This window comes from Shewanella sp. YLB-07 (genome assembly GCF_009377275.1).
In genome coordinates, this window is the sequence record NZ_VOQB01000002.1 from 256,664 (window position 1) to 282,304 (window position 25,641).

22 protein-coding genes are annotated in these 25,641 nt (G+C 43.5%); 13 read left to right on the forward strand and 9 right to left on the reverse strand.

Going from position 1 to position 25,641, the window contains the following annotated elements:
* Positions 1-215 precede the first annotated feature (215 nt).
* Entirely contained in the window at positions 216-2,288 is a 2,073-nt protein-coding gene (gene fusA / locus FS373_RS05005; protein ID WP_152828870.1) for an elongation factor G, read from the forward strand.
* A 24-nt stretch (positions 2,289-2,312) separates the two neighbouring features.
* On the opposite strand, the gene FS373_RS05010 is transcribed toward fusA, so the two are convergent.
* The 3 genes from FS373_RS05010 to FS373_RS05020 all read right to left on the reverse strand — a co-directional run bounded on the left by FS373_RS05010 (position 2,313) and on the right by FS373_RS05020 (position 5,237).
* Positions 2,313-3,962 (reverse strand): winged helix-turn-helix domain-containing protein, encoded by a 1,650-nt coding sequence (locus FS373_RS05010; RefSeq protein ID WP_144047507.1) that lies wholly within the window; start codon positions 3,960-3,962, stop codon positions 2,313-2,315.
* A gap of 129 nt (positions 3,963-4,091) precedes the next feature.
* Positions 4,092-4,664, reverse strand: a complete 573-nt coding sequence (locus FS373_RS05015; protein WP_144047506.1) for a hypothetical protein — start codon at positions 4,662-4,664, stop codon at positions 4,092-4,094.
* Between the two features lie 117 nt (positions 4,665-4,781).
* Positions 4,782-5,237, reverse strand: a complete 456-nt coding sequence (locus tag FS373_RS05020) for a hypothetical protein (RefSeq protein ID WP_152828871.1) — start codon at positions 5,235-5,237, stop codon at positions 4,782-4,784.
* 324 nt (positions 5,238-5,561) lie between these two features.
* Between FS373_RS05020 and FS373_RS05025 the strand changes: the two genes are divergently transcribed.
* The 9 genes from FS373_RS05025 (at position 5,562) to FS373_RS05065 (ending at position 16,965) form a co-directional block, all read left to right on the forward strand.
* Positions 5,562-6,836 carry an efflux RND transporter periplasmic adaptor subunit gene (locus FS373_RS05025; RefSeq protein ID WP_144047504.1) on the forward strand — a complete coding sequence of 425 codons (1,275 nt, stop codon included), beginning with the start codon at positions 5,562-5,564 and terminating at the stop codon, positions 6,834-6,836.
* Positions 6,836-9,928, forward strand: a complete 3,093-nt coding sequence (locus tag FS373_RS05030; RefSeq protein ID WP_227992495.1) for an efflux RND transporter permease subunit — start codon at positions 6,836-6,838, stop codon at positions 9,926-9,928. Before FS373_RS05025 ends, FS373_RS05030 begins: the two co-directional genes overlap by 1 nt.
* A gap of 134 nt (positions 9,929-10,062) precedes the next feature.
* A complete protein-coding gene (locus FS373_RS05035) occupies positions 10,063-10,749 on the forward strand; it encodes a DUF3313 domain-containing protein (protein WP_144047503.1) in 687 nt (228 codons plus the stop codon).
* 284 nt (positions 10,750-11,033) lie between these two features.
* Entirely contained in the window at positions 11,034-11,729 is a 696-nt protein-coding gene (locus FS373_RS05040; protein WP_227992497.1) for an outer membrane lipoprotein-sorting protein, read from the forward strand.
* 49 nt (positions 11,730-11,778) lie between these two features.
* Positions 11,779-13,035, forward strand: a complete 1,257-nt coding sequence (locus FS373_RS05045) for an ABC transporter permease (RefSeq protein ID WP_152828872.1) — start codon at positions 11,779-11,781, stop codon at positions 13,033-13,035.
* Positions 13,036-13,248: 213 nt separating this feature from the next.
* Positions 13,249-14,499, forward strand: a complete 1,251-nt coding sequence (locus FS373_RS05050) for an ABC transporter permease (protein WP_144047501.1) — start codon at positions 13,249-13,251, stop codon at positions 14,497-14,499.
* Between the two features lie 55 nt (positions 14,500-14,554).
* Entirely contained in the window at positions 14,555-15,238 is a 684-nt protein-coding gene (locus tag FS373_RS05055; protein ID WP_144047500.1) for an ABC transporter ATP-binding protein, read from the forward strand.
* Positions 15,235-16,587, forward strand: coding sequence for a hypothetical protein (locus FS373_RS05060; protein WP_229380950.1), 1,353 nt, complete (start codon positions 15,235-15,237; stop codon positions 16,585-16,587). The genes FS373_RS05055 and FS373_RS05060 overlap by 4 nt, the downstream gene beginning before the upstream one ends.
* Positions 16,588-16,785: 198 nt before the next feature.
* On the forward strand, positions 16,786-16,965 hold the full coding sequence (locus tag FS373_RS05065; RefSeq protein WP_144047499.1) for a CCGSCS motif protein: 180 nt from the start codon (positions 16,786-16,788) through the stop codon (positions 16,963-16,965).
* 123 nt (positions 16,966-17,088) lie between these two features.
* On the opposite strand, the gene FS373_RS05070 is transcribed toward FS373_RS05065, so the two are convergent.
* The 3 genes from FS373_RS05070 to FS373_RS05080 are packed head-to-tail and all read right to left on the reverse strand — an operon-like array spanning position 17,089 to position 17,941.
* Complete coding sequence (locus FS373_RS05070) at positions 17,089-17,487, reverse strand: TM2 domain-containing protein (protein WP_227992499.1); 399 nt, start codon at positions 17,485-17,487, stop codon at positions 17,089-17,091.
* Entirely contained in the window at positions 17,484-17,720 is a 237-nt protein-coding gene (gene yidD / locus FS373_RS05075) for a membrane protein insertion efficiency factor YidD (RefSeq protein ID WP_144047498.1), read from the reverse strand. The genes FS373_RS05070 and yidD overlap by 4 nt, the downstream gene beginning before the upstream one ends.
* The gene (locus FS373_RS05080; RefSeq protein WP_144047497.1) at positions 17,720-17,941 is read right to left on the reverse strand and encodes a DUF4177 domain-containing protein; all 222 of its coding nucleotides are present in this window, start codon (positions 17,939-17,941) and stop codon (positions 17,720-17,722) included. Before FS373_RS05080 ends, yidD begins: the two co-directional genes overlap by 1 nt.
* A gap of 210 nt (positions 17,942-18,151) precedes the next feature.
* Here FS373_RS05080 and FS373_RS05085 point away from each other — a divergent pair, with 210 nt between their 5' ends.
* Positions 18,152-19,030 (forward strand): 4'-phosphopantetheinyl transferase family protein, encoded by an 879-nt coding sequence (locus FS373_RS05085; protein ID WP_144047496.1) that lies wholly within the window; start codon positions 18,152-18,154, stop codon positions 19,028-19,030.
* A 145-nt stretch (positions 19,031-19,175) separates the two neighbouring features.
* On the opposite strand, the gene FS373_RS05090 is transcribed toward FS373_RS05085, so the two are convergent.
* Positions 19,176-20,366: an alginate export family protein gene (locus FS373_RS05090; RefSeq protein ID WP_144047495.1), complete on the reverse strand. Its 1,191-nt coding sequence runs from the start codon at positions 20,364-20,366 to the stop codon at positions 19,176-19,178.
* 423 nt (positions 20,367-20,789) lie between these two features.
* Entirely contained in the window at positions 20,790-22,787 is a 1,998-nt protein-coding gene (locus FS373_RS05095; RefSeq protein WP_152828873.1) for an alkyl/aryl-sulfatase, read from the reverse strand.
* Between the two features lie 137 nt (positions 22,788-22,924).
* Between FS373_RS05095 and FS373_RS05100 the strand changes: the two genes are divergently transcribed.
* The gene (locus tag FS373_RS05100) at positions 22,925-23,830 is read left to right on the forward strand and encodes a LysR family transcriptional regulator (protein ID WP_144047493.1); all 906 of its coding nucleotides are present in this window, start codon (positions 22,925-22,927) and stop codon (positions 23,828-23,830) included.
* A 191-nt stretch (positions 23,831-24,021) separates the two neighbouring features.
* On the opposite strand, the gene queF is transcribed toward FS373_RS05100, so the two are convergent.
* The gene (gene queF, locus FS373_RS05105) at positions 24,022-24,879 is read right to left on the reverse strand and encodes an NADPH-dependent 7-cyano-7-deazaguanine reductase QueF (protein ID WP_185976867.1); all 858 of its coding nucleotides are present in this window, start codon (positions 24,877-24,879) and stop codon (positions 24,022-24,024) included.
* Between the two features lie 60 nt (positions 24,880-24,939).
* Here queF and syd point away from each other — a divergent pair, with 60 nt between their 5' ends.
* Complete coding sequence (syd, locus tag FS373_RS05110) at positions 24,940-25,605, forward strand: SecY-interacting protein (protein ID WP_144047492.1); 666 nt, start codon at positions 24,940-24,942, stop codon at positions 25,603-25,605.
* Positions 25,606-25,641 lie beyond the last annotated feature (36 nt).

Sequence of the window (25,641 nt, forward strand, 5' to 3'; positions counted from 1 at the left end):
ATGCCTCTTCAGACCAGTTTCAGCTTACATGTGTACTCCTTATTCATATTTTCTTACAAATTCTGTGGCAAAAAACAAAACGTGACTTAGGTCAAATAACCAGCATTGACTAAGGTCTATACTTACAATTAACAGTTAATCACTATTGCCTTTTAGCATTTACGTATTAAACTTTGGGTTAACCTTTTCTTGAAGGAAACTCTGGAGGGGTTGTTATGGCGGAGTTTATCACCGAGCAGATCCGCAATCTTGCGGTGCTTGGACACACTGGGGCGGGAAAATCGACTCTGATTGAGGCCTTGCTCTATCGGGCCAAGGCGATAAGCCAAAAGGGCAGGGTGGATAGGGGCACAAATCATGCTGATTTCACTGCCCAAGAACAATCCCACCGCCACAGTCTCGAACCTTCCTTCTTAAATCTCGATTTTAATCACCACCACATCAATCTTATCGATACTCCTGGATTACCGGATCTCTTCGGCAGAGCCCTGTTACCCCTGCCAGCGGTGGAGTCTGTACTCTTAGTCATCAACGCCGGAACCGGCATCGAGACTTTGACCCATAGAGCATTCGAGGCGGCCAGAACCCAAGGGAAAGTCGTCTTGATTGCAATCAATCATATCGATGGCAACCAAGATAAATTATCTGAGCTACTTTATGATATACAAGCCAAGTTTGGCACTCGATGTCTGCCAGTTAACTTGCCCATAGCTGGTTTAGATGCTGTGGTGGATTGCTATTTACACTGTGCTAATGATGCCACTGGTGAAAGTGGCACCGAGTCGCTGTTTCACTCGGCGTCGGCAGCGCGTGATGAGCTTGTCGATACCGTATTAGAGGAAGATGAAGATCTAATGGAGCTTTATCTGGAGCAGGGGGAGATCTTGACCCCAGAGCAGCTCCATGAACCATTAGAAATGGCGTTAAGGATGGGTCATCTGGTACCAGTCTGTTTCACCAGTGCAGAAACCGATGTGGGCATTGATTCCCTGCTTGAGGTGATTACTAAGTTGATGCCCAATCCATTAGAGGCCAACCCTCCTCAATTTGTCAGAGGGTTCGGCGACGAAATGAAGCCCGTAGATGTGACGCAAAAAGCCGGAGACCATGTTTTAGCCCATGTATTTTGTGTCTCTATCGATCCTTTTTTTGGCCGCGTTGCTGTGATGAGACTTCATCAAGGAAGCATCACTATCGGCATGAAGCTCTACATCGGTGAGGGGCGTAAGCCTGTTAAAGTTACTCACTTGTTTAAGCTTCAGGGGAATAAGCATGTCGGTGTGCCGCGTGCTGTGCCGGGAGATATTATTGCACTGGCTAAGATAGATGAACTCGAGATAGGAGCCGTGCTCCATGATAGCCATGATGAGGACCAATTTCACTTGCCTGAAATGAACTTCCCTCAGCCCATTTTTGGCTTGGCGGTCAGCCCCAAGCGTCGTGGTGATGAACATAAGATTGCTGAAGTGCTACACAAGTTGGTGGTGGAAGATCCCAGTTTGCGCTTGGGTAACTATAGCCTGGGTAGCAAAGATGCCGAGGGGCAGACAGTATTACAGGGCCAAGGTGAACTTCATCTGCAAATCGCTATCGAAAAAGCCCATGAGCTATTTCATGTGGATATGGATACAGAAAAACCTGCTGTTGCTTACCGAGAGACGATCACCACCAGTGCCAAGATACGCTATCGCCATAAGAAACAATCTGGCGGTTCGGGCCAATTTGGCGAAGTAGAGATCTTCGTTGAACCTTTACCAAGAGGCACAGGTTTTGAATTTGTCAGTAAAGTGGTAGGGGGATCGGTTCCCGGCCAATATATTCCTGCGGTGGAAAGGGGGATAAAAGAAGCCATGTTAAGTGGAGGATTAGCAGGCTTTCCCATGCAAGATATCAGGGTGAGTTTGCTCGATGGTAAGCATCACAGTGTCGACTCTAAAGAGATAGCCTTCGTCATGGCGGGTAAGAAAGCCTTTATCGATGCCGTTAGTCAGGCGGATCCAGTTATTTTAGAGCCTATAGTCGAGATGCAAATCTGTGTCGCGGCTGAGCAAGTAGGGGATATTACCGGTGATATCTGTGCGCGTCGTGGCATGGTGTGCGGCACAAATTCAATCGGTGAGCAGAAGATTGAGGTGAGCGTCGAAGCGCCCCTCGCCTCAGTTGATGATTACTCAACACGGCTTAAGTCTATGACAGGTGGAGATGGTCAATTTTCGATGGTATTTAGCCGTTATGACGTGACGCCTGAACATGTGCAGCAGCAACTAGTTGCACATGCGAAAGAATAAGCTCTTTAACATCTGCTTCTTATATTAATGAATTTGTGCTTTCATCTTGCTCTTCATTTTAGAGAGGTCGCTGTAGAAAAATAAACTCTCAGCGATTTCCAGTACCCGCGGCGTCTCAGACTCATGTATTGCCTGATAGTAATACTCTTCGGCTGTGGCGGGGTTACCGAAGCTTTCGGATAGTTTAGCTTTAAGTATGAAGGTTATCACCGTCTCATGTTTGTTCGGTATGGCTTTGAGATATTTTAACGCTTCAATTGGCCGATCTTTAGATAACGCATTCATGGCCAGTGCTTCATTGACTTTATCGGATCTGATTCCCTTGACTAAAATGGGAATTATTTTCTCGAACGCTTGGTTGAGTTTGTCGACTTGCTGCTGAGGCTCCTTGCCTTTATTTAGGTAGGTGACCACCATGCTGTAGATGTAATTGGTGGAGAGCAGGTAATGATTGTCTGGCGCGAGTTCGAGCGCTTTTCTCATTAGGCCTACGGATTTTAACTGATCTTTGGGGGTGTGCAGGGCGGCAAAGGCTTCGAGTGTATAAGCCAATGCTTGTGGATCTTCTGGCATAGAGCTTAATAATTCGTTAATTTTTTCCTTGCTAACGTCGACATTAAAAGAGGTGAGAATATCGCTCAACATACGATTAATTGTTGGTTTTAAATTGTTGTTATCAATTCTATATTTTCGATCCAGATGCTGATATTGCGAGATGCGATTAAAGTACTCCACATTGATGTAACTGACGCCATTTTCCTCGGTAATGATAAACGTCAGTTCTTTAGCTGCATCATTGTGCGGCGTATTATGAAAGGCTATGCGAAAGTTAACATTGTATTTGAGGTATTCAACGATCTTAAAAATTACCCCATGTTGAATTTGTGCTGAGGTTATATCTGTATTGATTCTGGCTCGGATAAATCTGGGTTCTAAATTGTTATAGATGACTTCTGAGCCGAACTGAGTAGCCCTGTCTTTCTCTTCTGAGTTTGTGTCTTTTGATATCTTATCGACCCCTCGGAGCGAAAATGGGCTAATAAATACTAACAAAATGAGGCAGAAGATGAGCGTTGTAATAGCAATAGGCGCTGTTAATCCGGTTGCCTTCTTGGTTGATTTACCTTCATTATTTTGATTCTGCTTGCTAAGGCTTTCAGTTTTAGCACTGATTGAACTACTAGATTGGTTTAATTGAATATTTTTATTGTCTATGGCCGTTTTATTTGAAATAGAGTCGATATGCTTTTTATCATCTGGGCTTGCTTCTTGCCTAATTCCAGCCACATGAATTATGTGCCCATCTGTAAGACTCTCTTTTTCGGTGTGAGTGTCGGTTTTATTTGTTGAGGGTAAAACCTGGATGTTAATGTCGAGTTTATAACCACGCTTAGGGACGGTGATAATATAGCCCTGAAGGTGTTTATGGTTGGTTTTAAGAATTTTTCTCAACTCAAATATCGCTTGAGTGATGACTTGATCTGTTAGTACTAAGCCCTTCCAAACCTCATCAATCAATTCATCACGACTCAAGGTAGTCATAGGGTTTTGGCAGAGATATAACAAGAGGTTAGATAAACGGTTGTCGATAAGTGTTTCCTGCCCGTCTAATATGAGCTTATTTTCGTGGGGGATGAAGATCCAGTTATCGATTTGGTAACTTACCTTTGCCATCTATATTCCTGACTTATTCTATCTAATGCCATCTTAGGCTGTTTTTGATAAATATCAATTATTGCAGGTTGATCTTAAGTAAGGCCACCTAAATAGGTGGCCTTACTTAATGTGGAAAGCTTGTCGTGATTAGTTGGGCTCTTCGCATACTTGATAGGCATGCTGACGGGCTTTACGGCGCTCTGGACCAAAATCTTTCTGCTTCATCAGGTCTATAGCTAACTGACATGCATCAGTGATTTCACTTGACTTACTGTTATTACTAGCCATTTTGGGGCTATTTTTATGCTCACTTTTAGCCTGTTTTACATCTGTTACTGGCTTAATTGAGCTTTGATTATTGTCGCTGGTGTCCTTGATCTTTATGGCACAATAGCTGTTATTGGTGCGCCTGACTGACTTGCCTTTATCACTTGAGTCGATTGCTACACAATCGCCTTGCATGATCTTGTTCGTTTGACTCTCTATACGAACAAGTTTCTCAGACCCAATCATTTTTATGGTGTAGCCGTAGGTGGCGCTAGCATACCAAGGGTTAGCTATCTCATTGGCTTCCTGTATGGTGCCATAACTGACAGAAGCGTATGAATCTGCTGCAAACACGTTTGGTGTCAGTGCAGCAAACAGCAGCAAGCTGATAGCACTAATTTTAGAAAAACCAAAGAAGAGATTGGTCGAATTTTTAGCTAATAGTGGAGGCATATTTTTGTACTCTACAGTTTCGATTTCGGATTCGTTAGAATATGGGCTAGGTACTAACCTATGCAAAATGGAGCTAAGCCCATAGTCCTAGGCAAATGGACTTATCTCATCTTGATTTTAATTAAGAATTGGGGGGAGTGCTTGGCTGTACTCCGTCACTTTGGCGATATATTCGCTGAAGCCGTTATAGTATTTGTTGCCTTGCAGTAGGCTGGCAGAGAAATAGTCTGGTTTATCTTTACTCAAGCGTTTGGATACACTGCTGGTTAAATTTTTAAGGCCGCTGATACCGTAGATATAGTAGGACTTAGCCTTATTGAGCTTCATCTCAAAAGCTTGTTTATTACTCACTCTATCTATGCTGGTAAATTCATACATGTACTCAGTTTCACGGGTTATATCATCGAACTGAGTGGAAGCTGTGGAGATGTAAATATTATCTTTTATGTCCACTTGCTCGAGCTGGCTCATACTTTTATTGAATATTTCCAAGTCTATGTTGCTGCTGTCCAAGCTGGCTGCTGAGGCTGATATAGAGGTGAATGCTAATAAGGTTATAGCCAATGTTTTCATGTTGAACTCCTAAAACCACATTAAGAAAATTACTAGAGGCCTAGGTTATTGGCTTTGAACCTTAGATACATAAACAACAGATAAAAAATATATAAACTCATCTGCTTTTAGTTCAAGCGATTGTATTTAATTTGTTTATTGTTTTTATATTTGTGCTTATGAGCTGTCTTCATCGTAAATGACCAAAAATTTATAAGCGTTTAACCTGCAACATTTGACGTTTATATATTGATTATATTTACCTTATCTTTAGTTTATTTTTTGTATTTTCCCTTTCATTAATATCTGCCCTATGAAATGAATTTCGATTGAGCAGGAGCTCCTATGTCTAGATTAGTGTCAGAAGAAGTATCAAAGAGTTTGCCTGAAAAAGTGACGGGTAAAATGTCGAAGAGGTTTGTGATCGGTACCTTTTCATTAATCGCTATTATTCTTTTATTGGTATTTGGTTTTTACTTTTTTAAGCAATATATGATTAAAACTAAGTTGGCGGCTTTCTCGTTTCCCCCTGTGGCGGTGACATCTGTGAGTACTTATAAGGAAGACTGGCTCGAAGAGATCAAGGCTGTTGGCCATGTGACAGCTAACCAAGAGGTGGATATTACTCCGCAATTGTCAGGGCAAATTAAGCGGATAGCTTTTAGCTCAGGTGAGTATGTTGAGGAGGGCCAGCTTATTGTGCAGTTAGATACTCGTCTGCTAAAGGCAAACTTAAAGACCAGTCAGGCTAACCTGATGTTGGCAGAGCTCGAGTACCAACGTCAGTTAAAACTGTTAAAGACTCATAGTACTTCCCAAGATGCTGTAGATTCGTCATTTGCTAAGCTTTCAACCAGTCAGGCCGACGTCGAATATATTCAAACCCAGATGGATTTTATGGCCATCAAGGCACCATTCTCTGGTCGGCTTGGTATAAGGAACGTGAACATAGGTGATTATGTTCAGCCAGGAACATCGATCGTTGAGCTTCAAAATCAAGATAATCAATTTATCGATTTTTCAATCCCTGAAGCCTATCTGTCAAGGGTGGCGTTAAAACAGCAAGTTCATTTCTCAACCGATACCTATCCAGGTGAGGATTTTATAGCCAGTATCATTGCCATAGACCCTATGGTCGACAGTGTTTCACATAACTTAGATATCCGTGCTCAGGTGCTGGGCTCCAGAGTACCACTTATCTCAGGTATGTATGTTGAAGCCAATATTCAAAGTAATCACATGGCCCATGTGATCCCACTGCCAAGTATTGCAGTGACATATTCTCTTTATGGTGATGCCGTCTATGTGCTTAAACCTGAGACTAAGTGTGCTAGTAAAGAACATAAAGGAATGTTTGAATATCAGGTTGAGCGCCGAGCCGTTCAAGTGGGCCCTACAAGGGGAGGAAACCTTGGAATTGTTTCTGGTGTGAGTGAAGGTGAGCAAGTGGTGACTTCTAACCAGCAGCAGTTAAAGCCTGGCAGTAAGGTTTTGCTAAACAACAGTGAAGCGTTTGCTGTAGCAGCGAACTCAGATCAAACATCAGTGGTACAGAAAACATTTACTCAAAAGAGAGTGGGTAGTAACAGCGCTGAAGTTAACCATAACCAGGGGGAATAATGATGAAGTTTACTGATATTTTTATAAAGCGCCCCGTCTTATCGGTTGTGCTAAGCCTTGCGCTATTGGTACTCGGATTCAAGGCCTATGACATGTTGCAAGTGAGGCAATATCCAAAACTAGAAACAGGAGTCATAACCATCAGCACCCAATATCCGGGAGCGAGTTCGTCGAGTGTTCAGGGCTATGTGACTCAGCCTTTACAGGCACAGATTGCCCAGACTGAAGGTATCGATTATATGACCTCCAACAGCAGTTTAGGTAAGTCTTTGATCACGGTTTATCTCAAGCTGGATTACCCCTCAGATAAAGCACTAACCGAAATCTTATCTTTGGTACAGCAGGTGAAGTATCGGCTGCCCGCAGGCGTACAAGATCCCAGCATTCTAAAGTCAACGTCTCAGTCGCCGATCCTGTATCTGTCATTTTCCAGCGACACCTTAGCCACTGAGCAGATCTCTGATTATATCAGTCGTGTCGTTAAGCCTACATTGTCGACTGTGAGTGGTGTCTCTAAAGTCGATATTCTGGGACAACGTGATTTTGCGATGCGTATTTGGCTTAATCCAACCAAGATGGCGGCTTTAGGGATCACCGCCAGCGATGTGCAAAATGCCATAAAAAGCAATAACACTGTAAGCGCGGCAGGCAAGATTAAAGATGAGTATATTGAGATGGATATTAACGCTCATACTGATGCATCTTCGGTTGCCGATTTTAACAATATTAGCTTAAAAGAGGTCGATGGCCGTTTAATACACCTTGAGGATATTGCAACTGTGGAGCTCGGGGCTAATTCTTATGATGCTCAAGTTAACTTTAATGGTAAGCCTTCGGTATTAACGGCTATCAGCAATACGTCTAATTCTAATCCGCTCTCTGTGGTTGCCGATGCCTATAAAGTGCTTCCAAGTATTATTGATAGCTTGCCAGTGGGGATGCATGCGTCTGTTGTCTATGACTCGACTAAGTTTATTACCACCTCAATCGATGAAGTGGCCAAGACATTAATTGAGGCGGCATTAATCGTGGTGATGGTCATTTTCGCTTTTTTAGGCTCTATGAGAGCCATGCTCATTCCACTAGTGACAATACCTCTGTCTTTAATTGGTTCTTTATTCTTTATGTTGACCTTGGGCTTTAGTATCAATCTGCTGACGCTCTTGGCTATGGTGTTAGCGATTTCGCTGGTGGTAGATGATGCGATAGTTGTGGTGGAAAACACATTTAGGCATTTAGAAGAGGGACTGTCTCCTGTGCAGGCGGCAATGGTCAGTGCCAGAGAGATAGCCGGGCCGGTTATTGCTATGACCATCACCTTAGCTGCAGTATATGCACCTATTGGTTTTATGGGCGGTCTCACAGGTAAATTGTTCACTGAATTTGCCTTTACCTTAGCGGGTTCAGTGCTTATCTCAGGCTTTATTGCCCTGACGTTAACGCCAATGATGTGCTCAAAAGTTTTATCTAAGAGCGTGTTGGAGGGAGCTCTGGTCAAGAGTATCAACTCAGTGATGGCTGCTATCACGCACAGATATACTCGTCTTCTGAGATTAGTATTAGATAATAGAGTGATGGTATGGCCGCTGGCGGCCAGTATCCTATTGGCTTTGGTATTTATGTTTAGTCACACAGCCTCAGAGCTTGCGCCCCAAGAAGACCAAGGGGTCGTTATGATGATGGGGAAGGGACCTGTCCAAGCCAATACGGATTATTTAGCGCATTTCACTCAACCTCTCACTCAAGTTGTTAATCAATATCCCGAAAAGCAGATGGATATGATGGTTAATGGCTATCAAAATGATCATACTTTCTTTGGTTTAACCGTACTTAAAGATTGGAGTGAGCGAGAAGCGACAGCGAAAGAGGTCATGAAGCGTTTTCAAGCTGATAGTAAGACGTTACCCGGTGTGCAGATTTATACCTTTTCGCCACCCGACCTACCTGGTACGCCTCAAGGACTGCCATTTCAGATGATCTTGAAAACACCTACGGGCAATTATAATGATCTCTACCAATATGCTGAGAAGCTAAAAGATTACGCGATGAAAAGTGGCAAGTTTATCTATGTTCAAAATGATTTGAATTTCAGTAAGCCGCAGATAGAGGTCAGTATTAATCGCGATAAAGCGGCGCTGATGGATGTCAGTGCTCAGGAGATAGGTGTGGTCTTGTCTCGCTATTTAAGTGGCGGATTCATCAATTACTTTGCCTTAGAGGGCAGGAGTTATCAGGTGATCACTCAAGTGCCTCAGGAAGATAGAAACGCAGCAACAGATTTGAATCAATATTATGTTGAGTCTCAGAGCCATGAGATGGTGCCATTAGCGTCATTAGTCACAATTACTAAGAGTGTTCAGCCTTCTAATATCGACCAATTTCAGCAACTCAACAGCGCTATGATTGAGGCTAAAATGATGCCGGGTGTGAGCATTGGTGAAGCGTATAAGGTGATGGAGCAAGGCGCAAAGCAGATTTTACCTCAGTCCTATTCTGTAGACTCATCGGGTCAGTTACGTCAGTACCTACAAGAAGGTTCATCTCTGGTGGCAACCTTCTTCTTAGCCCTGATCATTATCTATCTGGTGTTGGCGGCTCAGTTTGAGAGCTTTCGAGACCCCTTGATAGTGTTGACCAGCGTCCCTTTATCGATATTTGGTGCCATGCTACCGCTTTATTTTGGTCTTGATACGTTAAATATCTACACGGAAGTGGGTCTGGTGACGCTAATCGGACTGATTAGTAAACATGGGATCTTGATTGTTGAGTTTGCTAATCAGCTACAAAGAGACATAGGTTGCAGTAAGTATGAAGCGGCACTTAAATCGGCTTCGGTACGCTTAAGACCTGTGTTGATGACAACAGCGGCCATGGTGATAGGTGTTGTGCCATTATTGGTGGCATCTGGTGCTGGTGCACAGAGTCGTTTCTCTATTGGTTTAGTGATCACTGTGGGTATGTCAATTGGCACCTTGTTTACCTTGTTTGTTGTCCCGACGGTTTATACCTTTTTAGCGCAAGATCATAAAAAGCAGCGAGAGATAGAAACTGATGATCAAAGGAGTGAGGTTGCTATTGGGCTAAGTGAGTAAAGAACTGGGCGAGTATGGAAATAGGGGCTAGCCAGAGGCAGGCTGCTGGCTTCAACTCGCCTTGATAACGAATGCTTAAACCTCATTAAGATTAAATCTAACTCCTCATAAACCGATTTAAATAGGACATTTCTATGAAAACTTTAATACATTTTACATTGGCTTTGGTACTCGTGTTCTTGTCGGGGTGTTCGAGCCTAACGCCAACGGCAACAGATCTTGCTACGACAGATTCATTGATCAATGAACCTCTACATGAGGTAGATTATGACGCCGACAAGAAGGGAATACAGTGGATATCTAAATCTATAGTTCCCCAATACTATACGGCTTTAATGGTGTCTAAAGTGGAGCTTAAACGCGACTACACTCAGGATAAACAGATCCCCGAAGCGGTATTAAACCAGCTTGCCGATGAGATAACAGAACAATTACGGCAAGAGATTTCCTCTTCAATGAAAGTTGTTGATAAGGCGGGGGAACATGTGGCTCAAATCAATATAAGAATTAGCCGAGCCACAACCGAACCTGAAGATTTAAAGCTAACGGAAATTATCCCCATAGGAGCCGTAATTGGCTCTGTCAAAATGGCACTAGGAACAAGAGATAAAACGGTTCGGATCATAGTCGAAGCGCAAATCCTTGATAGTGTTACCTCGAAGCCTCTGGCTGAGCGTGTCTCAGTGATCAGTGCACCAAGTGTACTAGAGAACAGTAGGGCTCATTTGAACTATGAACAGATACGAGAAAATGTTGATAATTTCGTGAAAGAAACAAGACAGTTTATCCAATCTGCAGCTAACGAAGCCAATCAGATATAGCAGGTAGATAGCTTAGAAATAATATAAGGGTTATGAGCCCTTATATTTTTGGGCTAAATCTTCTTTTTTTGATCTCACTCCCTTGTCATACGAATCACTGTTTCGCTTTTTGTTCAATAGGTTATAGTGGCGTATTCCTTGTTGATTGATTCAACGGTGAATTTGCCATTTTTTTATTGGGATAGTTAGTGAGGACTCTTGTTATGCGTTGTTCATTGCATTCTAACGTTACAGCTTATGTTGCTTTAACTTTGCTCGTATCTATGTTAACTCCAAGCTTGGCTATGGCTAAATCAGCCACCGAAATAGTCACTCTGTCGGACAAACAGATGCGAGGGGATTCGAGTTATACCGTGGCGACCATGAATATCATTCGCCCCGATTGGACCCGCTCCATGAGCATGAAAAGTTGGACCAAGGGTCAGGATTTATCTCTTGTACTAGTGACTGCGCCGGCAAAAGATAAAGGCAGTGCATCCCTCAAGCGTCAGAAAGAGATGTGGAACTGGATCCCCAGTATCGAACGTGTGATAAAAATTGCGCCATCTATGCTCAGCCAATCTTGGATGGGCTCGGACTTTACCAATGATGATCTTATCAATCAGTCATCCATAGTGGTGGATTATGACCATCAGCTCATCGAAGAGCAGGTTATCGACGGTGACAACAGCTATGTGATAGACGCTATCGCTAAACCCGATGCGCCAGTGGTGTGGAGTAAGATCAGGTTATGGGTTTCAACAGAGAGTTATCTTCAGCGTAAAGTCGAATTTTATGACGAGTTCGATGACTTGGTAAATACCATGGAGACCTTCGATGTTAAACAGATGGGTGGACGTTTAATCGCGACTCGCATGATCATGCTCCCCGCCGATAAGCCAGGTAATAAGACCGAGATGCTCACCCATGAAGCTCAGTTTGATTTCGATATTGGCGATGACTTTTTCTCTCAAAGTCAGATGAAGGCGTTGAGGGATTAAGCTTGAGTGTACCTAGAACCTAGGTCCTCGTTCCCCTTTAAGGAAATTTATGTTACTAAAACTCGCTTGGCGAAATTTGTGGCGACAGAAGCGGCGCACAATTCTCACCGCATGCGCACTCGCCTTAGCGTTAATCCTGTCGTTAGTGATGCGTAGCACCCAAGAAGGGAGTTATGCAAATAACATCGAAAACAGTGCCCGTTTTTCCACCGGTCTTATTCAGCTACAGCATTCTGATTTTGCTGAGACTCAGAGTATTGATGATCTTCTTCCTGAAGATGATGCCTTTATCGATATTGCTAAGCAGATCTCTGATGTAGAACGTGCTTTACCCAGAATAGAATCTTTTTCACTGGCAGCTGCAGGTGAAAAGTCTAAAGGGGTCATGGTGCTGGGAGTCATACCTGAGCTTGAAGATGACTATTCGGGTATTGCCAGTAAGCTAGTCGATGGCGAGTTTCTTACGCGAGATGATAAACAGGTGTTAATTGGTCAAGGGCTGGCTGAGTATTTTAAACTAGGTGTTGGCGATGAGGTAGTACTGTATGGTCAAGGCTATCGTGGACAGACCGCTGCTGGTCTCTACACCATTAAAGGTGTGCTGCATTTCCCAATATCTCGGCTCGATAATCAACTCATCTATATGCCATTGTCACTGGCACAAACACTATTTAGTACCGATAAACAGGTGACCTCTTGGGTGTTACATACCCGGGATCTCCCTCATCTTGAACAAACCGTTAATCAGTTAAAGCAGGTTTATAGTGAGCGAGGTGAGGCTGCTGGTTTTACTGGTCAGGTCAATGTGCGTGACTGGAAAGACCTCTCCCCTGAGATGGCGCAGCAGATAGCTATGGATAAGGCGGGGGGAATATTTATGATGTATCTGCTTTATGGCGTCGTAGGTTTTGGCTTGTTTGCCACTATCTTGATGATGACATTAGAGCGGCAGCGAGAGTTTGGCGTCATGTTAGCCACAGGTCTGTTGCGGCCTAAACTGCTTGGCTTAGTCATGCTGGAATCTAGTTTTATCTCACTGCTCGGCATCATCATAGGTTTGGTTATCGCCACACCTGTGCTTATCTGGTTTAACTTCTATCCGATTCAGTTAACTGGGGAAACGGCGCAACTCATGTTGGATATGGGCTGGGAGCCAATCATTCCTATGATGCTGGCGCCTTGGTTGTTCATCGACCAGATCGTAATCGTACTCGCTCTGATGTTGCTCTGCTTGATTTATCCGTTATGGCGGGTCTACCGTTTAGATCTCGTGACTGCGCTCAAAGGCGGTGAGCATGCTCATTAAGTTGGCGTGGCGAAATCTTTGGCGTCATATATTTCATACTAGGTTACATACCTCGATTATGCTCACAGGTTTGGTATCTAGACTGATAGGGGCTGTGATTAATGCTGATTAAGCTGGCGTGGCGAAATCTTTGGGGTCATATATTTCATACTAGGTTACGTACTTCGATTATGCTCACTGGTTTGGTATCTAGACTGATAGGGGCTGTGATCAATGCTTATTAAGCTGGCGTGGCGGAATCTTTGGAGAAATAAATTACGTACCTCGATTATGCTCAGCGCCATGGTATTTGGTCTGATGGGCGTAGTGGCTATGATGGGGTTTATGACTGGCATGTACGGCAACATGATAGAGAATGCTATTGCCTGGCAAACTAGCGACCTTCAGGTTCACAATAGAAAATATGTTGATAACCCAGATCTAAAACTCATTATCCAATCACCCGATAAGATAACCGATGCCTTAGCCGATATACCTGAGGTGAAGGCTTGGTCTGCACGATTTTTGGTCGATGGCATGGTGGCATCGGCGCGCTCCAGCCGCGGGATCCGTATCAATGGAGTCGATAGCTATGATGAAGCCAGAGTCACTCCTTTAGCCAGCAAGTTAGTCGAGGGGAGTTGGCTGACTCACGAGGGACGACACCCTGTCTTAGTATCACAGAAAACCGCCGACCGTTTACGCTTACGCCTAGGCTCAAAAGTCGTCTTGACCTTCAGTAACATAGACAAGGATGTCACGGGAGCAGCCTTTAGAGTCACAGGAATCTTCACGACCCCATCGACGGGGTTCGATGATGGCAATCTCTATGTTAGACGTGGTGACTTGATGAAGCTGGCTGGTCTTGAGGGGGTTCATGAGATCGCTATCGTGCTCAACAATAGTGGCAGTTATTTCTCTAATGAACTTGCCTTGCAGGTGAAAACCAAGCTTGAATTTGTGCTTGAAACAGCTAATACAGACAAGCTAAATAGCATCAGAGACTGGCAGGAAATTCAGCCCATGTTGGCCACCATCATTTCTCAGATCGGCGTGAGTAATGCCATCGTGCTGGGAATATTTATGTTGGCAATGGGATTTTGCATTATTAACATCATGTTGATGTCGGTATTTGAACGCACTCGTGAGTTTGGTGTTTTGATGGCAGTGGGCATGCAAAAACATAAGGTATTTACCTTGATCATCCTGGAAACAGGCCTGTTAGGTGTTACCGGAGGTATCTTGGGTGTTTGCGGTGCATGGATCTTAGTGACTATTTTACAAGTTACGGGAATAGAGCTTGGGGCTATGGCTGAAGGCGTTGGCGCATTAGGGGTCGATACGACGCTTTATCCTCAAGTCTCGGCGGGGGAGTACTTTCTTACCTTAGTGACTGTGGTAGCCGTGAGCCTGTTTGCGGCTCTGTATCCAGCAAGGCAGATATTGAAACTTAGCCCGATCGATGCCATGGCTGAAAAGCACTAAATATTTTTATTTTTGATGAGTAGCCTTAGTCAGAGGTAATGAGGAGGAGCTAAATATGAGTATTCGAACGACTCAACTGTGTAAGACTTACAACCAAGATACTGATTTTCCTGTTCATGCAGTCAAAGCCTTAGATCTTAATATTGAACAGGGAGAGTTTGTCGCCGTGATGGGACCCTCGGGTTCGGGGAAAACCACCTTGTTAAACATGATAGGTGGCATCGATGAACCTACATCCGGGAAGGTAGTCATTGATGGCAATGATATCTGCGAGCTTAGTGATAAAAACTTGATCGCATTTCGCCGGGATAATATTGGTTTTATCTTCCAGGATTACAGTTTACTGCCAGTGTTGACTGCACTGGAAAATGTAGAATTTGTCATGCAGTTGCAGGGACATAGCGAGGCAGAATGTCGGGTACGAGCCACTGAACTCTTGAATCGCGTGGGATTGGGGGATCATTTGCATAAGGTGCCTTCCAAACTCTCTGGTGGTCAACAGCAGCGTGTCGCAGTGGCACGAGCGTTAGCCCCAAGGCCCAGGTTTGTGATGGCCGATGAGCCGACTGCAAATTTAGATGCGGCCAACACCTCTGAGTTACTGGATATCATGCAGCAGCTCAACGAAAATGAGGGCACGACTTTTATCTTCTCAACTCATGACCCACGGGTGATCAAGCGTGCGCGCCGGGTCATTGTCTTTGAAGATGGTCAATTAACCGAGGACCGTGTGCGGTGAAGAGTGCAGGGACAGGTACAAGTGCAGTGAAGAGTGCTGTGAGACTCACTGCTTCACTATTGTTTGGCTTAATTATTTTACTCTTGAATCCGGTACTCGCTTCACCTATTCCGGGTCTTGAACCCGCTAAAAGCTGGGACCTCGATGGTTATATAAAGTACATGGGCACTTACACTTCTCCCGATGACTCATCAGGTATATCGGATCACCTGTTACATCAAAGATTTAACTTCGAATACCGCTTCGATAGTGAGCTGAGATTTAATGTCTCGATGCGTAATCGACTCTTCTATGGGGATAGTGCAGAAGTTCCCGGCTATGGCGATCTGATAGGCTCAGACCCTGGTTACTGGGATATGTCGACAACCTGGCTTGATAACGATGCCTGGGTGGGGAATACTCAGTTTGATCGTGCTTATATAGATTGGAAACCCAGTGAATTCGCTGGTGGAGACTGGCAGGCTAGGGTGGGGCGTTTTCGTATTAACTGGGCGATGAGTACGTTGTGGAACCCAAACGATATCTTCAATGCTTACTCGATATATGATTTTGACTATGAGGAGCGAAGTGGCGCTGATGCTGTGCTTATTAGCCGACAACTCGGCTTTGCCAGTTCATTAGATTTTGTCTATAACCCAAACCAAGACAGCAAATTAACCAGTTTTGCTATGCGTTATCTGAGCAATTATGAGAGCTGGGATTTGCAGTTTTTAATCGGAAAGTCGGGATTTGATCATGTCTTGGGAGCCGGTTTTGCCGGAGATCTATCGGGGGCCGGATTCAGAGGCGAGTTTAGCTATTTTGACCCTCAATATGACTATTGGCCAGTCGAAGACGCGGCTGCATATAATGCGAGCGCTAGTATTTCAGGCATTCACACTCCAAGTGCTAATGCTCCGAATATTAATACAGCGGACGTTTTCAATGCTTTTTCCGGTGAGCCACAGCGTTTAGTTGCAACTAGTGTATCGACTCTGGAGATGGATTACAGTTTCACCGGACCGAGAAACTGGATGGTCAGAGGGTCAGTGCTGCATATCTCCAATCCGACTGAGCCTGATAGCGCCTTGCTCTATTTAAACCTTCCTCTGACAGCAAGAACCTTAAGTTTTACCAACTGGACCCGTTATCTGGAGCTTGGCTTCGATATCTCGCCCTTGAGCCGACTCACCTTTAGCAGCAGTTTTTATGATGATGGCTCTTACTTTATTGGTGCCAACATGAGTTATTCTCTCGCAAATGAGTGGAGCTTGTTAATGGTCGCTCAACGCTTCGATGGCAGCAGTGGCAGTTTGTTCGGCGTGACTCCCTCGACACTGGGTTATATGCAGCTTAAATGGAGCTTTTAGTCGGAGATTTATTACGCATTAGGGGAATGATTGCTTAACCCCGATTCATATTGATTATTAGCGTGTCATTCTGCATCTAATGCTATTCATTATTTGAGACCTTGCTCACAAACAGCACTATATATTTGACTACAATAGTCGAAGTTAATAACATGCGTAAAATATAAATGTTTAACGTGTTGTTTAAAGGGGATCACAATGGCTTTAGCAGGTGTTAGTTTTTTCAAAAAGAAAGATGCGGCAGGAAAAAATACCCAAACTGAACTTGAGTCTATTCAAAGTTTGAAGCAGGGATCAGAGCAGGAGAATACTGATATTGAGGCAGAGAAGAAGCCTAAACATGGTGAACCCGGTGTGTGCTGCGGCTCATGTTCATAATTTCGAATGGTATGAATGTTAGTTGAAATCGAAAGTGTCATAAAAAATCCTCGATAGATCGAGGATTTTTAGTAACAAGCTCTCTCATCATTAAGAATGAACCATCTCTAAGCTTAGGGCTTTTCAGCTTTTTTCGTTGAGGATGTCGGTTAAACAAGCTTGCATCACTTGGTTATTGTATTGATGGATGATATTTTGTGCATTGAGTAATTGAGGTAACTCTAACAGGAATACTAGGCCATAAATGCCAAGGCCAATCCAGGGAGGCTCGACACAGAACAATAGAATGAGCCCTAAAATAAATAGACTCGAATTCACTGCGCCGCGAACAAATTTCCCAAGGTAAAAGTGGTGAAATCCTGCAATAAAGCACCAATTTAATACGGCATAGGTGTCCGGATCTTTAATGCTTTTAAGCTCTAATCTATGGTAATGCTTTCTCTGTTCATCGCTTAGCTGACGAACTTTAAGACGTATAGCTTCCTCTTGTTCGACTAAGGCCTGTTTAGACAAGAACATCATTGCCCCTTATGCAGTGGATCATGACTGATATTGGCACAATCAGGCTCTGAACAGCGCATAATACGTTTTAATCCGAGTTTGCAGCCAGTAAACAGGCCATAATAATTGATGGCTTGTTTAGTGTATTCTGAGCAGGTCGGTATAAAGTTACATTCCAGACTAAAGTAATGTTTAGAGCCGCCTTTGCGCTGATAGCTATTAATCAAAGCGATAGCCAGCTTGGATAAACTCATTAGCCGTTACGACCTAAAGTGACAATCACGGCTTCTCGACTCCAAAATAGCCAAAAACGCTTACGTTCGATCACTTGAAACACGACTTGCCAGCCTTCAGCGGCTTGCTCATTAAGTGTTGCTTCCATTTTTTTTAGTGGTAGACCGCTGGAGCCTAAAAAGATCGTACCGCAGCCACCTTCGACGATATGAACTACCTTGTACTCTTTATAACTTGTCATTATCTTCCTAAATTAAATTTTAATTCTAATATAGACAATAACTTACATTAATAATTAGGTGACGTAAATGACATTCAATGCCTATTGAGAGTAAAGAAGCTGATATTTATATAACAAAACATAAAACTGGATGCTGCTTTTGATTAGGTATCTCTATGGCTTTGGCTTTGATAAGATCTCATCTGTTTATTTCACTATTTCGGAGCTAGTTTGAGCCAAGTCATTTCACCCAAGGCGTTAAGCCGAGGGAAACTCAGTCTTTTTTTCTGTCCACTCGAACATGAACTTTTAACATCTGAGCAGGCTGACTCGATTAGGCGTTGGCTACCCGAAGATGAACTGACTAAGGTGTCGCGTTATATTCAGCTTTCGGCCAGAGATAAAGGTTTGATGGTTAGAGGGTTCCTAAGAGGAATCTTATCCCTAGTTGCTAAGGAAACTTGTTCAAATGGAGAATCTGTTTCACCGGCGGATTGGCGTTTCGAATATGGCAAAAAAGGAAAACCTAAGCTGATCAGTGAGCAACAAGCTCAAAGTGGACTGCTGTTTAATATTAGTCATAGTGGTGACTGGCTGGTGGTCGCTGTGATGGAGGAAACTGAATATCATAAAATTAATGAACTAGGGGTAGATATAGAGCGATGTAGGCAAACGACGAACATTTATCCTATCTTGAATCATTATTTTACTCATGAAGAGTCAGAGGCCTTACTTGCGCTGCCAAATGATAAACAAAGAGAACGCTTTTTCGATTTATGGGCGCTGAAGGAGTCCTATATCAAGGCTAAAGGCCTTGGCCTGGCTTTATCTCTTAAATCATTTAGCTTCGATTTTTCTGGCATTAAAAAGGAAAAGTTAGATTTATTCGCAAAAGGTAGCTGTATTGATGTGTTACCTCTCTTTGAAGACATTCAATTAAACCTTCATCGGGGAGAGTCGGTAAAATTGGCTGATACTTGGTCGGTGTTATTCGGTAAGTTAAATGAAGATTATCGATTTGCTGTGAGTCTAGATAACGATTCAAAGCTTGATACTCATGCTCAGAAAATGGACATCACAACTCTGTTAAAAGAATTTGAATCTAATTAGTACAATAAAAAAAGAGCAGAGTGACAAAAAACATCATTGCCATTTCTGCTCGAGAGGGAGCGATAGATAATCCTTAACCTAAGCAGGAAGAACCTGAGTCAGGCATTATCGATGCGCTTTATTGCTCTTTTAGCTTAACATTCAATTAGTATTTAGCCTGCAATGTTAACCATAGCTTGTCGGTATCATTCGAGAAGCCGTAACCCGCATCGGCGCCACTGAAACTTGCGTATTTCACGCCGACATCATAGTGCTTCGCAAATGGGTAGGTTGCCGCTATGCCCCATTCCTTACCCATATCGATATCACCGTAGTCAGAATCAAACTTATGATATTTGGCGAGTAGTTTAAGCCCCGCAACTTTTGCTGTTAATACCACATGGGCATCTACGAGACCGTTCTCCCAGTTTCCCATACCGCCAAAGAGAAATTTATCTGTCCAGCCGTTGAAGGCGTGCAGTGTCGCTAGTGGCGTGATAAAACCAGCCTTGCCGTCATCAGAGCCTAAGACTTCGTAACCTATTTTGGCACCGAAGCCTTCGAAACCTACACCAGCACCCAATTTATAATAATTAGCGGTGTAACTTGTCGGGTTATCCCCGCCCTCAGATTGCTGAGCATATTCTGCTTCATAGCTGAGCTTGATAGCATCAAGCTTGAGTTTTCCTGCTGCACGAATACCGTAAGTGTCGCTTGAGAAGGCGGCAACATCTATGTTGTCAATCAGGTATGCATAGCCTGTGATATTCGCAATCTCACCCGCTTTGTAGTTTATGTTAAGCAGGTTTGTTTCGTTCTTATGCTCATCTTTGCCTGAGTCCTCAGAGAAGATGCGGTTTACGTTGTTAATATAAGAATAGTAAACCGTGAGGTTTTCAAGGGCGGTATTCTTTACCGAGAAGGCATCATAAGTTTGCTCATTTTGACGGAAACCTACGCCACCGACGAATCTTTGATTATCCAGCAATATTCGCTGACGACCATATTTGACCAAGGTTTCAGCTGGGCCTCGATAGCCGATGAATGCCTGATTGATCTGAGTGTATTCATAATCGCCGATCAGTGGTTCGTTGTCGGTGGAGCGTACATCATCGACTTCAGTCAGTGCAAACAGCTTGTAGATATCACCGGTCTGGTAGGTTAAGCGAGTACGTAATGTGGTTTGATTTTGATTATCGACCGTATCTACATCGGCATCTTCGTAGCGTAAACGAAATTGTAGATTAATTTTTGAATCATCGATAAAGGCTTTCTTTAATGGGTCTACGCTGTCAGCGGCAACCGCAGAGGCTGAAAGAGAAGCTAAAATTGCTAGGGTAAGTGCACGAACTTTCATTGTGTAGTCCTTATGTTTCATCATTGCTCAGTGACTGTTATAGATGTGAACTGGAATTGCTTGTTTGATCTGAAACAAACTTCATCTATGATTTTGATATGGTGTCAATAAGTGTGACGAAGATCGTTGACTTATCCAGATTCCGTATTACCTATAAAGTAGTATTTTTAGCTTTTTCTAATTTAGGTTTTTCGGATGATGCAGGCCTGAAATAGGAACTTTGATTGGTTTGCAACGGTTTAATGAAGCTGGTATCAATGAGGAAAAGCATAGGTTCAATTGTTGAACCTATGCTTATGTAAAGTCGTAATGTCAGTAACTAAAAAAACACCCAAGGTGAGAATTTTGGGTGTTTTAGAGGCCTGTTTTAGTCTGTTTTAATCTAGCGAATAGTATTAAAAAACAGCTTTGCTCACTTGAGTCTTAGTGGGTTCCATTCACTGGCTTTAAAGGCACGATTTCAAAGTCAGGTTTAAATTCGACTAGGCTAGAAGCTATCTTATTGAATGCCGTCTTGTCGCCGCTTAACTTTGCTGTACCATTTAACAGTAACGTTTTGAGTTTAGTTTGACCCATAAGAATACGAGTCACGTCGGCTTTATTGACTGTCAGGTTTGCATCGGCTGGCTTAGGCTTTGTCACTTCTATGTTACTCAAGTTACCGTTACTCATCTCTACATATAGAATACGCTTGTCGTCCGGAGTGATGATGTTCATCGTCACCAGACCTTGCTTAGCTGCCTTAATACTGTCGATTTTGACCGCCAGGAAGTCGAACAGAGTTGGCATATCCATTTCGCTGATCACATCCGCTGACGCTGTTTTAGGCGCTCCAGGCATGATGCCTATTCTTAGCTCCTGAGCGCCAGTGAGGTAGATGTTTCTCCAACCGGCGGTTTCAGACTGATAACCGAGTTGCTCATAGGTATCGGCCAGTAGCTGACGTGCGGTATTGTTACCAGGATCGGCCATCACCACCTTATTCATTGCAGTTGCCACGAAGCGATACTCACCTTGTGAGTAGTCAGATTGAGCGCGCTTAATTACGGCATTGGCACCGCCCATATAATCGACAAATTTAGCGGCTTCTGGGTGGGTTGGCAGAGGATTTAGATTAGCCGGGTTCATGTCAAAATAACCTAAGTACATGTTGTAGACAGCCTTGGCATTATGACTGTAAGAACCATGATAGCCATTGGTATGCCATGACTTGATGATAGATTCAGGGATCGTTTCTTGGATCGCATCCCCTATATCCTGAATGGTGACTCCTTGGTTAGCCAGGCGCAGTGTCTGATTGTGAATTAAGCCATAGTTATCTCGTTGTAGCCTAAGGAAATCGTTGATCTCACTATTGCCCCAAATCGGTGCCGTGTGGGCAGAGAATAAGGTTTTGACTTCGCCACCGAAAGTGTTGATCATCGTGTTAATATCTTTGGACCACTTAAGGGCGTCACGCACTTTGGCGCCGCGCAAGGTATAGATATTGTGCATTCCCTGATAGGTGAGCTCGGCGGTCCACAATGCCTTCATTGAGGGAATATAGGTGATCATCTCTGAGGTGGCTTCGGTACCCGAGGCGTCCATAAATACCATTTCTAAGCCATCTATGGTCAGTGTTTCCCACTTGCCTTCACTGTTTAAGGTGTAGTCGGGTTTGACATAGGTTATCTCACCTTTCGATAATCCCTTCCCCAGGGCCGCATCGACGATACCGTGATCATTTTTGTCTAAGGTCGAGCCGTATTGATATGCGACGCGTCGGCTCATGGCATTTCCAGCTAGTACGTTTTCGTCGACAATTTCTTTGGTTATATTGTTGGAACCATACACTTTTACATCAGGGTAGAGTTCCTGCACCCCACGTGAACCACCGAAATGGTCGACGTGGCTGTGGGAGTAGATCATGGCAACAACCGGAAGATCACCACCTTCGGGTAAATTCTTCATGGCAAATTTGAGTGATAGTTTGGCCGCTTCCTTGGTTAGCAAGACATCATAGGCAATCCAGCCGTGTTCGGAGCGGATCAGTGTCATGTTGGCAAGATCGGTACCGCGAATTTGGTATATACCGTCGCGTACCTTATATAAACCGTCGGCCACCATATTCAATTTTGCTTGACGGTATAGGGATGGGTTTACAGTATCTGGGGCTTTACCACTGATATATTCAAAATCGGCGCGCAAAATAGCCGCTGTCTTGCTATCTAGCTTGGCGATAAGGTTTTTTGAGGCCTGATCGAAGGCTGCAGTATCTGAGAAGTTTAGATGCTTTGCGAAGTCATTATTGGCTTGAGCTGTTTGAGCCGTCGCATCTTTGCCCTGATAGTTAACGCTGATGCTTTCGTGCTCATGCTGAGCGGCAAGGCTATTGAAAGACAAGACCGCTATGATTGATACAGAGATAAGTGATTTTTTCATGGAACTACCTTGGTCAAAGTGTATTGATTGACGTCAGTATATCCAGCTTGAATAGATTAATAATTAGCGCTAACCTTGAAGTTAATATTTATATTGTGAATATTAAAACTGTTTTAAAATATACTCAGGAACCTGCTATGCCCCAACAGAAACATTTTGATCTCAACCTTTTACGTGTTTTTATTACGGTATGTAGGGTGGGATCTTTCAGTAAGGCCGCAGAGGAGTTAGACCTCACCCAATCTTCCGTGAGCAATGCGATTAACCGGCTTAAATCTACCGTGGGAGAAGATCTCTTTATTCGAGTGGGCAGGGGGGTCAAACCGACGGCTGGAGCACTTAGCTTGTATGAAGAGTTTAAGGAGCCGCTATCGAGTATCGAGCAATCCTTACAGGGGATGAAGGTGTTTGATCCCCTATGTAGTGAGCGTACGTTTTATGTATATGCTCATGAAACGACAATAGGCTTGCTACATAAGCGAGTAAATGATCACCTTAAATCATTGTCTGTCGATATTGTATTTCGTGAAATACCGATACAGGAAGAGCAACTTCAATTAGATCTTCAGCTCGAAGCTGTCGATCTGGCTATTGACCTGACCAAGCCTGAATTAGCATCTTTCTCGAACGAACTCTTGATGCAAGATAATTTGGTATGTGTGGTAAGAAAGGGGCACCCGAGAATATCAAACACCCTGAGCCGTGAGCAGTATTTTAGTGAGAAGCATATCGTTTTGAATATGAAACGGGGTAACTTGAGTATGGTAGATTTTCTAACCGATGAAGTCTTACCTCACAGAGAGGTGTATTGTGAGCAATCCTCTATTCTCGCTATGTTGGCGACCGTGGCTAAATGTGATGCTATCGCTGTCGCTGCTCAAACCTTTTCTCAAGAATATGCCGAGCTGTTCGGCTTACAGGTACTGCAGCCACCTCTCGATACTCGTGCTATTAACTATCATATGGTTTGGAGTAAGAAGTTAGATCGAAATCCTGCGAGTATCTGGTTAAGAAATACTTTAAAAAAGTTAATCAACGAGTAATGCATTAGCTTTTTATTTGAGAGACAGAGAATGAGCATTTATGTTTACCTTACGTAACGGCTAAAGCTAATCGTGGAGGTTACTGTGGTTGATTATCTCTAGTGTTTTTTGTTGATTACTAGAGATATTTCTTCTAAAGAAAGATGAGCATGGCTCACCTTTCTTTCATTAAAACCTTATTATTCTTCCGCTTATTGCCTGGCTAAACGATGATTTTCTGGTGGAGTCTCAAAATCACTACGGTAAGGGTTAATATCTAATCCACCACGACGTGTATAACGAGCATACACGGTTAGTTTGGTGCAATTGCAGAAACGTTTCAGATCGACAAAGATACGCTCGATACACTGCTCATGAAACTCATTATGCTGGCGGAATGAGATGAGATACCTGAGTAGCTTTTCTCTATCGATTTTTGGCCCCTGATAACGGATCATCACACTGCCCCAATCGGGCTGAGAGGTGATCAAACAGTTAGATTTAAGCAGGTTAGAATTAAGCGTTTCGGCAACGACCGCTTTCTCGTCTGTGCTGTTCTCAAGGTATTGAGGGTTAAAATTGTAGTCATCAACTTCTATATCAAGATCGTCGATACAGGTTCCTGGAAGTTCAACGATGCGTTGGCTAGCGAACTGTTTAGGTTCAAATATCTTAACGCTGACATCGCCTACGGCACATCTTGACAAGTCTTGGGTTAAGGTGGCCTGTACTTGTTCTATATCGTCGAATTTGGTTTGATTGAAACTATTGAGATAGAGCTTAAATGACTTAGATTCGATCAAGTTGTCGCTATCATAGCAGAGTTGAAACTCGGCTATGGCAACGACTGGCTTGCCTTTGGCATTGAGCCAAGATAGTTCATAACCCGTCCAGATATCAGTGCCATGAAAAGGCAAACTTTCATTGAGTTCGAGTGCATCACGATTAAGTTTACGCGGAACCCCTTGCAGCAAAGATGCGTCATACTCGGCCTGATAGCCCGTTGCTTTACCCAGTGTTAAGCCACTGAGTGCCTCGGCATCCGTATAGGGATCATGAACTTGTGTCATCAATAGATATTCCATGTCAAAATAGGAGTACATTATACTCAAATTTTGGACTCCTGCTAAGTGTCTTCTCTACCTGCTTTAGATAATTTCTTGAAAATATATCAACTGGCTTATCTCGAAAAGCTAGGTGAATCTCCGCGTTACTACCCTAGAGGTGAAGGATCTATTTGTATTGAAGGGGAGTTTGAACCCAGTAATTACGATGAGTCTAATGAAGAGGTCACCGTATGTTGGAAGCCGGTAAGAAGAGAAGAGCCAGGATCTTTTTCTAATGTTGAGATTGCGTTAGATATAGAGTTAAGCCCAGACATAGGGGCATTTTTTGGCGAATATTTCTCAGCTCCTCTGCTGTTTAATTGTGATTGGGGACAAGGGGAGCTATTACAGGTATGGAATCAGACAGATTTTGAATACCTACAGCAAAATATGATTGGTCATTTGATGATGAAGAAGAAATTAAAGCAAGCACCTACCTGGTTTATCGGTGTGCTAGGTGATGGAGATAAGATGCTAACGGTAGATAATAGTGATGGCAGCGTCTGGATTGAGATCCCTGGTGAAGCGCCATCTGAAAAATTAACTAGCAGTTTAAATGAGTTTATTGCCCAACTAACCCCTAGAATTGCGCCTCCTGAGCTTCATATCGAGGAGCCTATGCCTGAGTTGGACCATCCGGGAATTTGGAATCGGTTTAAGTTAATGTGGCGAAACCTGCGCGGTAAGTAACAAGATATTATGCGCGAACTCTTGGGGGTTATTGGA